At 65.9% G+C, this 11,684-nt stretch carries 11 protein-coding genes and 1 tRNA gene; 7 read left to right on the top strand and 5 right to left on the bottom strand.

The window, feature by feature from the left end; translation table 11 throughout:
* Window positions 1-9: 9 nt before the first annotated feature.
* Together ASD37_RS02875 and ASD37_RS02870 are read right to left on the bottom strand one after the other, a co-directional pair.
* A complete protein-coding gene (locus tag ASD37_RS02875; RefSeq protein ID WP_056547800.1) occupies window positions 10-765 on the bottom strand; it encodes a potassium channel family protein in 756 nt (251 codons plus the stop codon).
* 159 nt (window positions 766-924) lie between these two features.
* A tRNA-Leu gene (locus ASD37_RS02870) sits at window positions 925-1,001 on the bottom strand.
* Between the two features lie 94 nt (window positions 1,002-1,095).
* Between ASD37_RS02870 and ASD37_RS02865 the strand changes: the two genes are divergently transcribed.
* The 6 genes from ASD37_RS02865 to ASD37_RS02840 all read left to right on the top strand — a co-directional run bounded on the left by ASD37_RS02865 (window position 1,096) and on the right by ASD37_RS02840 (window position 6,974).
* Window positions 1,096-1,704, top strand: a complete 609-nt coding sequence (locus ASD37_RS02865) for an ANTAR domain-containing response regulator (RefSeq protein ID WP_056547797.1) — start codon at window positions 1,096-1,098, stop codon at window positions 1,702-1,704.
* 177 nt (window positions 1,705-1,881) lie between these two features.
* Window positions 1,882-3,093, top strand: a complete 1,212-nt coding sequence (locus ASD37_RS02860; RefSeq protein WP_056547793.1) for a branched-chain amino acid ABC transporter substrate-binding protein — start codon at window positions 1,882-1,884, stop codon at window positions 3,091-3,093.
* A gap of 84 nt (window positions 3,094-3,177) precedes the next feature.
* Window positions 3,178-4,182 (top strand): branched-chain amino acid ABC transporter permease, encoded by a 1,005-nt coding sequence (locus ASD37_RS02855; RefSeq protein WP_056547790.1) that lies wholly within the window; start codon window positions 3,178-3,180, stop codon window positions 4,180-4,182.
* Window positions 4,179-5,384 (top strand): branched-chain amino acid ABC transporter permease, encoded by a 1,206-nt coding sequence (locus ASD37_RS02850; RefSeq protein WP_056547787.1) that lies wholly within the window; start codon window positions 4,179-4,181, stop codon window positions 5,382-5,384. Before ASD37_RS02855 ends, ASD37_RS02850 begins: the two co-directional genes overlap by 4 nt.
* Window positions 5,381-6,223, top strand: coding sequence for an ABC transporter ATP-binding protein (locus ASD37_RS02845; RefSeq protein ID WP_056547784.1), 843 nt, complete (start codon window positions 5,381-5,383; stop codon window positions 6,221-6,223). Before ASD37_RS02850 ends, ASD37_RS02845 begins: the two co-directional genes overlap by 4 nt.
* Window positions 6,207-6,974 (top strand): ABC transporter ATP-binding protein, encoded by a 768-nt coding sequence (locus ASD37_RS02840; protein ID WP_370072169.1) that lies wholly within the window; start codon window positions 6,207-6,209, stop codon window positions 6,972-6,974. Before ASD37_RS02845 ends, ASD37_RS02840 begins: the two co-directional genes overlap by 17 nt.
* A 15-nt stretch (window positions 6,975-6,989) precedes the next feature.
* On the opposite strand, the gene ASD37_RS02835 is transcribed toward ASD37_RS02840, so the two are convergent.
* The 3 genes from ASD37_RS02835 to ASD37_RS02825 are packed head-to-tail and all read right to left on the bottom strand — an operon-like array spanning window position 6,990 to window position 8,880.
* Entirely contained in the window at window positions 6,990-7,226 is a 237-nt protein-coding gene (locus tag ASD37_RS02835) for a DUF167 domain-containing protein (RefSeq protein WP_056547775.1), read from the bottom strand.
* A gap of 2 nt (window positions 7,227-7,228) precedes the next feature.
* Window positions 7,229-8,431, bottom strand: a complete 1,203-nt coding sequence (locus ASD37_RS02830) for a lipid-transfer protein (protein WP_082569917.1) — start codon at window positions 8,429-8,431, stop codon at window positions 7,229-7,231.
* Window positions 8,428-8,880 carry a Zn-ribbon domain-containing OB-fold protein gene (locus tag ASD37_RS02825; RefSeq protein ID WP_056547772.1) on the bottom strand — a complete coding sequence of 151 codons (453 nt, stop codon included), beginning with the start codon at window positions 8,878-8,880 and terminating at the stop codon, window positions 8,428-8,430. Before ASD37_RS02825 ends, ASD37_RS02830 begins: the two co-directional genes overlap by 4 nt.
* 142 nt (window positions 8,881-9,022) lie before the next feature.
* Here ASD37_RS02825 and polA point away from each other — a divergent pair, with 142 nt between their 5' ends.
* Complete coding sequence (gene polA / locus ASD37_RS02820) at window positions 9,023-11,683, top strand: DNA polymerase I (protein ID WP_082569990.1); 2,661 nt, start codon at window positions 9,023-9,025, stop codon at window positions 11,681-11,683.
* Window position 11,684 lies beyond the last annotated feature (1 nt).

Raw genomic sequence — 11,684 nt, 5'->3', positions numbered from 1 at the left:
TGCGTTCGCCTATGTCGACGTGCGCCCTCCCGGTATCGCGCCCTGCGCCGCCATGATGCGGAGTTCATCCGCCAGGTTCCGAATCTCCACCTGCAATGCGGCCACTTGCTCAGCGGTTGCCGCGCCTTGAGCAGCGTCATCTTCGGCGACGCGTTGCACGATCCATGACGCGAGTGACGCGGTAACCACGCCGATGAGGCTGATCCCGCCCAGCATCAACAACACTGCGACGATTCTGCCGGTGGTGGTTATCGGGTACAGGTCGCCGTATCCGACGGTCGTGACCGTGGTGATCGACCACCACAACGCCTTGCCGAAGGACGTTATGAGTGCGTTGGGCTGATCACGTTCCTGCTCAAGCACTGCCAACGAACCCACGTAGATCAGCAGTGCGACACCGCCAACGGTGTAGATCACGATCCGTCCGCGTATCGCGTTGCCCAACGCTTTCTGCAGGGCGCCAACCAAGATGACGAGCCGCAGAAGCCGCAACGGACGCAAAAGCGGGAGCGCGACCACGGCCAGATCGAGGAGGTGCTTCACAAACCACCGACGGCGATCGTTCGCCAATGCGAGGCGCGCAAAGTAGTCCGCGACGAAGACGCTCCAGATGATCCAGCTCATGACCCCCAACACGGTGGCTTCGAGGCCGTGCGGTCGACCAAGTACTTGCACCGAGTAGACAGCCAAGAACGCGATCGCCACCGCGGCCAGCGGCCACTCGGCCCGCCGCTCCCACCGTTCAAGCCTGCGTTGAGGTTCCATGCCGCCGAGTCTGCGGCACCGGTACGAGGAGTGTGCGCTCAAGCGACGGAAGAGGTCGGGAACGACGGTTGCAGACGAGCGGGCAGCCAACTGACTGCGGGCTGAGATGGCGTACTTTCCAGTGGGCCTATCGAAAGGCATGCCCCGAGCTGGTGTTTCTGGTGCCCTCGGTGAGACTCGAACTCACACTGCACGGGTTTTGAATCCGTTTCCTCTGCCAATTGGGATACGAGGGCATCGTGTTGCGGATTCCCACCATAGAGGATCGGTCAGAGGGTCCGTCATGGCCCCGCGGTCGCCGATCCGGGCGACTCACGGGACAATGACCGCATGACCGGGTCACCGGCGGACGCCGCCAAACCGCACCGTGTCCTCATTGCCGAGGACGAAGCACTCATTCGAATGGATCTCGCGGAGATGCTTCGCGAGGAGGGCTATGAGGTGGTGGGCGAGGCCGGTGACGGCCAGGAGGCCGTCGACCTCGCCGAGAGTCTCCGCCCCGACCTCGTGATCATGGACGTGAAGATGCCTCGCCGCGACGGCATCGACGCCGCGGCCGAGATTGCCGAAAAGCGCATCGCGCCAATCTTGATACTGACCGCCTTCTCCCAGCGCGAGCTCGTCGAGCGCGCCCGTGACGCCGGGGCGATGGCGTACTTGGTGAAGCCCTTCTCGATCACCGACCTGATTCCCGCGATCGAGTTGGCCGTCAGCCGGTTCGGCGAGATCTCCGCGCTGGAGTCCGAGGTTGCCACGCTGTCCGATCGGCTCGAGACCCGCAAACTGGTGGAGCGGGCCAAGGGTTTGCTCCAGTCGAAGCAGAAGATGTCGGAGCCCGAGGCGTTCAAGTGGATTCAGCGTGCGGCCATGGATCGGCGCACCACCATGAGGCGCGTCGCGGAGGTCGTCCTGGAAACCCTCGACACCCCCGAGACGTAACAACTGCGTGTCGTAGAACCGGGTTTCGCCCAGTCACACAGGCGACACTCAGCCCGCGTTCGTCAACATCACGCACCGGCGCCGAGTGTTGGCTATGTTCTACCCGAAGCATCGGCGCCCCGGGTGACGTGACCTGCGTCGTCGGTGCCAATGACAACGTTGACACGGAGGTGACACGTGCGCAGTCGCATGGCACGTAATGCATTTGCTCTCGGGAGCGCGGGCTTGCTCGTGTTCGGTATTGCCGGCTGTAACCAGTCGACACCCGAGGAGAGCAATTCCCAAGCTGACCTGAAGATCGTCGAACAGGTTCAGATCGACGAGAACGGCGCCGAGGTGAAGGCGGCAGGGGACATCAAGCCCGCCGACCCCACCGGTGACGGAAAGGCGACCTGCCCGCCGGTCTCGATCGCCATGGCGGGTGCCCTCAACGGCCCCGACGCGGCGCTCGGCATCAACATCAAGAACGGCGTCCAGCTGGCCATCGACAAGCACAACGCCGCCAACCCCGGCTGCCAGGTGCAGTTGAAGCCGTTCGACACCGAGGGCGATCCGCAGAAGGCCACGGGCATCGCACCTCAGATCGTCGACGACCAATACACGATCGGCTTGGTCGGTCCCGCCTTCTCCGGCGAGACCAAGGCCACCGGCACCGTCTTCGACCAGGCCGGCCTCGTCGCCGCGACCGCGTCGGCGACCAACCCGACGTTGAGCGAGAACGGCTGGAAGACCTTCTTCCGCGGCCTCGCCAACGACGGTGTGCAGGGCCCCTCGGTGGCGAACTACCTGAAGAACACGCTCGGCTACAAGAAGATTTGCGTGGTCGACGACAGCACCGACTACGGCCTCGGCTTGGCCATCCCGGTGCGCGAGACCCTCGGTCCCGTCGCCGACTCGGCCTGCAACATTCAGGTCAAGAAGGGCGACAAGGACTTCTCTGCGGCCGTCACGCAGATCAAGGGAGTCAGCCCGGACGCCGTCTTCTACAGCGGCTACTACTCCGAGGCGGCGCCGTTCGTCCAGCAGTTGAAGGACGGCGGGGTCGAAGCGACGTTCGTCAGTGCCGACGGCACCAAGGACCCGGAATTCGTGAAGCAGGCCGGTGAGTCCTCGAAGGGCTCCATCCTGTCTTGCCCGTGCGGCCCGGCCACCGGAACGTTCGCCGAGGAGTACACCAAGAAGTTCGGGCAGGAACCCGGCACCTACAGCACCGAGGGCTACGACCTCGGAACGATCATGCTGAAGGGCATCGACTCGGGTGCCATCACCCGGCCGGCGCTGCTGGACTTCGTCAAGAACTACAACGGTCAGGGCGTGGCGCGTAACTACCAGTGGTCGCCCACTGGTGAGTTGACCACGAACCTGATCTGGATCTTCAAGGTTCAGTAGTCGTCGACGCGAGGCGCGTCCGAGGCCCACCGGCCCGGGCGCGCCTCGTATCCATTTATCTGCAAGGAGCCGCCGCCGGTGTTAATGGCTGCCAACATCAACTTCAACGTCGACGGCCTGATCAACGGCTTCTGGCAGTTGACCATCGACGGTCTGTCCTGGGGTGCGATCTACGCGCTGGTGGCCGTGGGCTACACGCTGGTGTTCGGCGTCCTGCGGCTGATCAACTTCGCCCACTCCGAGATCTTCATGTTCGGCATGTTCGGCACCTACTTTTGCCTGGACATCATCCTGGGCTTCACCCCGAGCGGTAACGCCTACAACAAGGGCGTCCTGCTGACGATCGTGTACCTGGCGATCGCAATGGTCTTCGCGATGCTGGTATCCGGTTCGGCGGCAGTCGGTTTGGAGTTCATCGCCTACCGGCCGCTTCGCCGCCGCAACGCCCGCCCCCTGACGTTCCTCATCACGGCCATCGGCATGTCGTTCGTGCTGCAGGAGTTCGTGCACTTCATCCTGCCGCAGCTCATCAAGGGCTACGGCGGCTCCAACGCGCAGCAGCCAATCCTCTTGGTGCAGCCCAAGGCTCAGTTCACCGTCTTCGGAGCGACGGTCTCCAACGTGACGCTGGTAATCGTCATCTCGGCGCTTGTCCTCGCCCTGGCCACCGACATCGCGATCAACCGCACCAAGTTCGGCCGCGGCATCCGTGCGGTGGCCCAGGATTCGACGACCGCGACGCTCATGGGCGTCTCACGCGAGCGCATCATCATGACGACGTTCCTCATCGGTGGTCTGCTGGCCGGCGCGGCCGCGCTGCTCTACACACTGAAGGTGCCCCAGGGCATCATCTATTCGGGCGGATTCCTGCTCGGCATCAAGGCGTTCTCGGCAGCGGTCCTCGGCGGCATCGGAAACCTTCGCGGCGCATTGTTGGGCGGTCTCATTCTCGGCGTGATGGAGAACTACGGCCAGGCGTTGTTCGGAACCCAGTGGCGGGACGTGGTCGCCTTCGTGCTTTTGGTGCTCGTCCTGCTCATCCGTCCGACCGGCATCCTCGGTGAGAGCCTCGGGAAGGCGCGCGCATGAGCCATCAGGCGGGATCGGAAACGACGAACAGCACTGCGGCAAAGCGGCTTCTGGCCCCGGGCGATGGCCTGAGGCAGTGGTGGGACGGCCTCAGACGGCCGCAAAAGTGGCTCTTCGGCATCGTGGGCTTCGGCCTGCTGGCACTGCTGCCGGTGTTCCCGCCGCCGTGGGTCGCCACAACCGGAATCAGTCTCGGCGGCACCATGGCTCAGTTCGTGATGATCGCCATCATCGCGATCGGACTCAACGTGGTGGTCGGTCAGGCCGGTCTGCTCGACCTCGGGTACGTCGGCTTCTACGCCGTCGGCGCGTACACGGTGGCGCTGCTCACCAGCCCGGATAGTCCCTGGAACAAGATGGGCGCCACCGGATTCTTCAGCAAGGACTGGGCGTGGCTGTCATGTGTGCCCATCGCCATGGCGGTCACGGCGCTCGCGGGACTCATCCTCGGTACGCCGACCCTGCGCCTGCGCGGTGACTACCTCGCCATCGTCACACTCGGGTTCGGCGAGATCATCCGGCTGCTCGCCGACAACCTCTCCGACGTCACCAACGGCTCGCGCGGTCTGAACCAGATCGCATACCCGCGGGTGGGGGAGAGCGAACGCCTCCCCAACGGCGTGTTCTCCGCAGGCAACTCGACCGGTGACGCCAACTACGGCACCTGGTGGTTCTGGCTCGGTCTGCTGCTGATGATCGGAATCCTGCTGCTGGTCGGCAATCTCGAGCGAAGCCGCGTCGGCCGCGCCTGGGTGGCGATCAGGGAGGACGAGGACGCCGCGGAGGTGATGGGCGTCAACACCTTCCGGTTCAAGCTGTGGGCCTTCGTGATCGGCGCTGGAATTGGTGGCCTGTCCGGAGCGCTGTACGCCGGTCAGGTCCAGTACGTCGCCCCGACCAACTTCAACATCATCAACTCGATGCTGTTCCTCGTCGCGGTGGTACTCGGCGGCCAGGGCAACAAGCTGGGCGTCATCTTCGGCGCGTTCATCGTCGTCTACCTGCCCAACCGGTTGCTCGGGGTGGAGGCGTTCGGCGTCAACCTCGGTGACCTGAAGTACCTGTTCTTCGGGCTTGCGTTGGTGGTAATGATGGTCTTCAGGCCGCAGGGCCTGTTCCCGGTGCGCCAACAACTTCTTGCGTATGCGTCGTCGGCGAAGAAGTTGTTGAGCAAGGCCGACGATTCGAAGGCGGCAGCATGACTGACGAGCCGGTAATCGACGAGGAGATGGCGGCGCTTCACCGCGAGGTGAAGGTCGCCGAGGGCGAAAGCCTGCTCCAGACAACCGACTTGACGGTGAAGTTCGGCGGATTGACCGCACTGGACGCGGTGACGTTCGACATCAAGCGTGGCGAGATCCTCGGACTCATCGGCCCGAACGGCGCGGGCAAGACGACGTGCTTCAACGCCATCACCGGGGTGTATCGCCCGACGTCGGGCGTCGTGACCTTCGACGGTGCGCCGCTTGGCAAGATCAAGCGGCACGAGATCACCCGCCGCGGCATCGCCAGAACGTTCCAGAACATCCGGCTGTGGGGCGAGATGACGGCGCTGGAAAACGTCGTCGTGGGCACGGACGCCCGACACAAGACGTCGGTCCCCGGCGCCCTGATCCGTACGCCCCGGCACCGACGGGAGGAGAAGTCGGCGATCGAAAAGGCCGCCGCACTGCTGCAATTCGTCGGCATCTCCCAACGCGCCGACGAGAAGGCCAAGAACCTTCCGTACGGCGATCAGCGCCGCTTGGAGATCGCGCGGGCGTTGGCGACCGAGCCCAAGCTGCTGTGCCTGGACGAGCCGGCCGCCGGCTTCAACCCGAGCGAGAAGTCCGCTCTGATCGAGTTGATCCAAGCCATCCGTGAAGACGGATACACGGTATTGCTCATCGAACACGACATGCGACTGGTCATGGGCGTCACCGACCGGATCGTGGTGCTCGAGTTCGGGCGCAAGATCGCCGACGGCCTGCCTGCCGACATCCGCGAGGACCCCAAGGTCGTCGCCGCTTACCTGGGGGTTCCCGATGATGAGCTCGGCTGACACGACGGACGCGACCGAAGTCGATTCGCGTCCGGTGCTGCTCGAGGTGCGCGACGCCGTCGTGCACTACGGCAGAATCCAAGCGCTGCACGGAGTTTCGCTGAAGGTGCACCAGGGCGAGCTCGTCACGTTGTTGGGCTCCAACGGTGCCGGCAAGACCACGATGATGCGGGCGATCTCAGGTCTGCGGCCGCTGACGTCGGGTTCGGTGTGGTTCGACGGTCAGGACATCACGAAGATCAAGGCGCACCGCCGGGTCACCGACGGGCTCATCCAGGCTCCGGAGGGGCGCGGGGTGTTCCCCGGCATGACGGTGGTCGACAATCTCGAAATGGGTTGCTACGGGCGCAAGTTCCCCTCCAAGGCCGAGCACAAGGAACGCTTCGACTGGGTGATGGAGACGTTCCCGCGACTGGCCGAACGACGCAGTCAGGTGGGCGGCACCCTGTCCGGCGGTGAGCAACAGATGCTCGCCATCGGGCGTGCGTTGATGGCGCGGCCCAAGGTCCTGCTCCTCGACGAACCGTCGATGGGCCTGGCTCCGATGATCATCTCGCAGATCTTCAAGATCATCTCCGAGATCAACAAGCAGGGCACCACGGTGCTGTTGGTCGAGCAGAACGCCCAGCAGGCGCTGAGCCGGTCCGATCGCGCCTACATCCTCGAGACGGGTTCGGTCACCAGGGCCGGCGTCGCCCGAGACCTGTTGGACGACGACAGCATTCGCGCCGCCTACCTCGGCGTCGCGTAAGTCCGACCGCCCGGCTCAGCCGACGCGGAAGCGTTTGATCCGCGCCGTCGCACCGCCGACGAGGGACACCTGGCTGCGCGGGACGCCGAGATGCTCGGCCAGCAGTCGTGTGACGGCGTCGTTGGCCTTGCCGTCGACTGCCCGCTCCGGCACGTAGACCGTCAGCTCCCCGTCGTCGCCGACCTCAACCAGGGGTTCCTTGCGGCTGCCCGGTTTGACGCGGACGGAGACGACGGTCGTGTCCGTGGCCACGCTCAGCGCGCGACGATCACCGACGAGCCGTGACCGAAGAGCCCCTGGTTGGCGGTGACGCCGACGGTGGCTCCTTCGACCTGACGGCCGATCGCCTGACCCTTCAGCTGCCAGGTGAGCTCGCAGACCTGGGCGATCGCCTGGGCCGGGATGGCCTCGCCGAAGCACGCCAGTCCGCCCGACGCATTGACCGGAACGCGGCCGCCGATGGTGGTGGCCCCGCTGCGCAACAGCTCCTCGGCCTCACCCTTCGCACACAGCCCGAGGTGCTCGTACCAGTCCAGTTCCAGCGCCGTCGACAAGTCGTAGACCTCCGCCAGCGACACGTCCTCGGGGCCGATGCCGGCTTCTGCGTACGCGGCGTCGAGGATCTGGTCCTTGAACACCCGGTCCGGCGCGGCAACCACGGCAGTGGAGTCGGTGGCGATGTCGGGCAGTTCGGGAAGGTGCTGCGGGTAGCGCGGCGTCACGGTGCTGACGGCCCGCACCGAGGGCACACCCTCCAGTGAACCGAGGTGCTTCTCGGCGAACGACTTCGAGGCGACGATCAGCGCGGCGGCGCCGTCGGAGGTGGCGCAGATGTCGAGCTGGCGCAGCGGATCGGACACCACCGGGCTGGCCAGGACGTCGGCGATCGCGGACTCCTTGCGGTACCGCGCATTTGGGTTCTGCAGGCCGTGGCGGGAGTTCTTGACCTTCACCTGCGCGAAGTCCTCGGAGGTGGCGCCGTACAGATCCATCCGGCGTCGCGCCAGCAGGGCGAAGTACACCGGGTTCATCGCGCCGATGAGGTGGAAGCGCTGCCAGTCCGGGTCGTTGCGACGTTCGCCGCCGACCGGCGCGAAGGCGCCCTTGGGCGTGGTGTCGGCGCCGATGACCAGAGCGACGTCGCAGAAGCCGGCCAGGATGTGGGCCCGGGCGCTCTGCAGAGCTTGCGAGCCCGACGCGCAGGCGGCGTAGCTGGAGCTGACGGGGACGCCGTTCCAGCCGAGCTTCTGCGCGAACGTGGACCCGGCGATGAAGCCGGGGTAGCCGTTGCGGATGGTGTCGGCGCCTGCCACGAGCTGAATCTGCTGCCAGTCGAGGCCAGCCTCGGCGAGCGCGGCGCGGGCAGCCACGACGCCGTACTCGGTGAAGTCGCGGCCCCACTTGCCCCACGGGTGCATGCCGGCGCCGAGGATGTAGAGCGGATCCGGGGTGGTCACGAGGCGATCCTCCAGGCGTGCACGGTGCGGACGAAGCCGTCGTCGTCGGTGTAGAGCGGCATCGTGGTCAGCTCCATCTCCATGCCGACCTTGAGGTCGGCGGCCAGGGTGCCGTCGACGACCTTGCCAAGGATGATCAAACCCTCGGCGGCGAGCTCGACCGCGGCGATCGCGAACGGCACGAACGGATCCGTGGCTGGATAGGGCGCCGGCGGGGGATAGCGATTCTCGGTGTAGCTCCACAGCGTTCCTCGCCGGGACAGTGGCACCTGCTCCAGATCCTCGCCACTGCACGCCGGGTTGGGGCAGTTGTTCTCCCGCGGGGGGAACACGTAGGTGGCGCACTGCGTGCACTTGCCGGCGACCAGATGGGCCACCCCGTCGTCGTCGACGGTGAACCACCCGTCGATGGCCGGTAGTTGAGCTTGGGCGTCGGTAGATCCTGGCACGCGGTCAGACTAATCGATACCGAGCCCAAAACTGCAACGTGTTGCAGTTTCGTCGGGCCTAGGCACGCCGTCCATCCGTGTCACCGGAGGTGAATAGAGTGAGGGCGTGAGCCCCGCCAAGACCGACACCAAGCCCACTTTGATGCTTTTGGACGGCAACTCGCTGGCGTTCCGGGCGTTCTTCGCGTTGCCGGCGGAGAACTTCAAGACGCAAAGCGGACTCACCACCAACGCGGTCTACGGCTTCACGGCCATGCTGATAAACCTGCTTCGCGACGAGCAACCCACCCACATCGCGGCGGCCTTCGACGTCTCCCGTCAGACGTTCCGCTCCGAGAAGTACCCGGAGTACAAGGCGGGCCGGTCGGCGACACCCGACGAGTTCCGCGGTCAGATCGACATCACCAAGGAAGTTCTGCTGGCGCTCGGCATCACCGCCCTGGCCGAGCCGGGTTTCGAGGCCGACGACATCATCGCGACGTTGGCCACCCAGGCCGAGGCCGAGGGTTACCGCGTCCTCGTCGTCACCGGCGACCGGGACGCGCTGCAACTCGTCAGCGACGACGTCACGGTGCTCTACCCACGCAAGGGCGTCTCCGAGCTGACCCGGTTCACCCCGGAGGCCGTCGTCGAGAAGTACGGCCTGACGCCCACCCAGTACCCGGACTTCGCGGCCCTGCGGGGCGACCCGAGCGACAACCTCCCCGGCATTCCCGGCGTGGGGGAGAAGACGGCGTCCAAGTGGATCCTCGAGTACGGCTCGCTGCAGGCGCTCGTCGACAAGGTCGACACCGTCAAGGGGAAGGTCGGAGAGTCGTTGCGCGCCAACCTCTCTCACGTCATCCTCAATCGCGACCTGACGGAGCTGGTCAAGGACGTCCCGCTGCCGCACACGCCCGACACGCTGCGGATGATGCCGTGGGACCGCGACCTGATCCATCGACTCTTCGACGACCTGGAGTTCCGCGTCCTGCGCGACCGGTTGTTCGACACGCTCGCCTCGTCCGACCCCGAGGTCGAGCAGGGCTTCGACGTCCGCGGTGGAGCCTTGGAGCGCGGCACGTTGGCCACCTGGCTCGCCGAGCACGGCACCGGTCAGCGATTCGGCCTCGCCGTGGTGGGCAACCACCTGGCCTTCGACTCGGACGCGACCGCGCTGGCCATCGTCTCCGGCGACGGCGAGGGCGTCTACCTCGACACCGCCGCCATGGACCCCGCCGACGAGACGGCGTTGGCCGCCTGGCTCGCCGACCCGTCGATACCCAAGTCGCTGCACGAGGCCAAGCTCGCGATGCACGACCTCACCGGCCGCGGGTGGGAGCTCAAGGGCGTCACCTCCGACACCGCCTTGGCGGCCTACTTGGTGCGGCCGGGGCAACGCAGCTTCGCCCTCGACGACCTCGCGGTGCGGTATCTCAAGCGCGAGCTTCGTGCGGAAAACCCCGAGCAGCAACAACTCTCACTTCTCGACGACGAGGACGGGGTTGACGACCAGGCCGTTCAAACCCTGCTCCTGCGTGCGTCCGCGGTTGCCGACCTGGCCAACGCCTTGGACGAGGAGTTGGCCAGGATCGACTCCTCGGCGCTGCTTGGCGACATGGAGCTCCCGGTGCAGCGGGTGCTCTCCCAGCTGGAGGCCACCGGCATCGCCATCGACACGGACCTGCTTGGGCAGTTGCAGAGCCAGTTCGCCGACCTGATCCGCAACGCCGCCGAAGCCGCCTACGAGGTGATCGGCAAGCAGATCAACCTCGGCTCGCCGAAGCAGCTGCAGGTCGTGCTGTTCGACGAGCTGGAGATGCCGAAGACCAAGCGGACGAAGACGGGCTACACCACCGACGCCGACGCGCTGCAGGGCCTCTTCGACAAGACGGGCCACCCGTTCCTGCAACACCTGCTGGCCCACCGCGACGCGACCAGGCTCAAGGTCACCGTCGACGGCCTACTGAACGCCGTGGGCTCCGACGGCCGGATTCACACCACGTTCAACCAGACCATCGCGGCGACGGGACGGCTGTCGTCGACTGAGCCGAATCTGCAGAACATCCCGATCCGCACCGAGGCCGGCCGCGAGATCCGCACCGGCTTCGTCGTCGGCGCCGGTTACGCCGAGTTGATGACGGCGGACTACAGCCAGATCGAGATGCGGATCATGGCGCACCTCTCGAAGGACGACGGCTTGATCGAGGCGTTCAACACCGGCGAGGACCTGCACTCGTTCGTCGCCTCTCGGGCGTTCGGCGTGCCGATCGACGAAGTGACCGCGGAGCTCCGCCGTCGCGTCAAGGCGATGTCCTACGGCTTGGCCTACGGGCTGAGCGCCTACGGGTTGGCGTCGCAGCTGAAGATCTCCACCGAAGAGGCCAAGGTGCAGATGGACGCGTACTTCTCCCGCTTCGGCGGGGTGCGCGACTACCTGCAGTCGGTGGTCGACCAGGCCCGCAAGGACGGCTACACGTCGACGGTCCTCGGCAGGCGGCGCTACCTGCCCGAGTTGGACAGCAGCAACCGCAACGTCAGGGAGGCCGCCGAGCGGGCGGCGTTGAACGCCCCGATCCAGGGGAGTGCCGCCGACATCATCAAGGTCGCGATGATCAACACCGACGCCGCGATTCGCGAGGCAGGGCTGAAGTCCCGCATGCTCCTGCAGGTCCACGACGAGCTGCTGTTCGAGGTCTCCGACGGCGAGCGCGACCAGCTCGACGCGTTGGTCCGCGACCAGATGGGCGGGGCGTATCCGCTAGACGTGCCGCTCGAGGTGTCGGTGGGATACGGCCGCAGCTGGGACGCCGCGGCGCACTGAG

This window comes from Mycobacterium sp. Root135, from assembly GCF_001426545.1.
GTDB lineage: Bacteria > Actinomycetota > Actinomycetes > Mycobacteriales > Mycobacteriaceae > Mycobacterium.
The sequence above is the reverse complement of the archived record's forward strand: the minus strand, read 5'-3'. Positions and strand labels throughout refer to the sequence as shown.

What these genes read in the sequence shown, in the direction of transcription:
- ASD37_RS02875 (WP_056547800.1), bottom strand. Translation starts at nt 765, where the DNA reads ATGGAACCTCAACGCAGGCTTGAACGGTGGGAGCGGCGGGCCGAGTGG.
- ASD37_RS02865 (WP_056547797.1), top strand. Translation starts at nt 1,096, where the DNA reads ATGACCGGGTCACCGGCGGACGCCGCCAAACCGCACCGTGTCCTCATT.
- ASD37_RS02855 (WP_056547790.1), top strand. Translation starts at nt 3,178, where the DNA reads ATGGCTGCCAACATCAACTTCAACGTCGACGGCCTGATCAACGGCTTC.
- ASD37_RS02850 (WP_056547787.1), top strand. Translation starts at nt 4,179, where the DNA reads ATGAGCCATCAGGCGGGATCGGAAACGACGAACAGCACTGCGGCAAAG.
- ASD37_RS02845 (WP_056547784.1), top strand. Translation starts at nt 5,381, where the DNA reads ATGACTGACGAGCCGGTAATCGACGAGGAGATGGCGGCGCTTCACCGC.
- ASD37_RS02840 (WP_370072169.1), top strand. Translation starts at nt 6,207, where the DNA reads ATGATGAGCTCGGCTGACACGACGGACGCGACCGAAGTCGATTCGCGT.
- polA (WP_082569990.1), top strand. Translation starts at nt 9,023, where the DNA reads ATGCTTTTGGACGGCAACTCGCTGGCGTTCCGGGCGTTCTTCGCGTTG.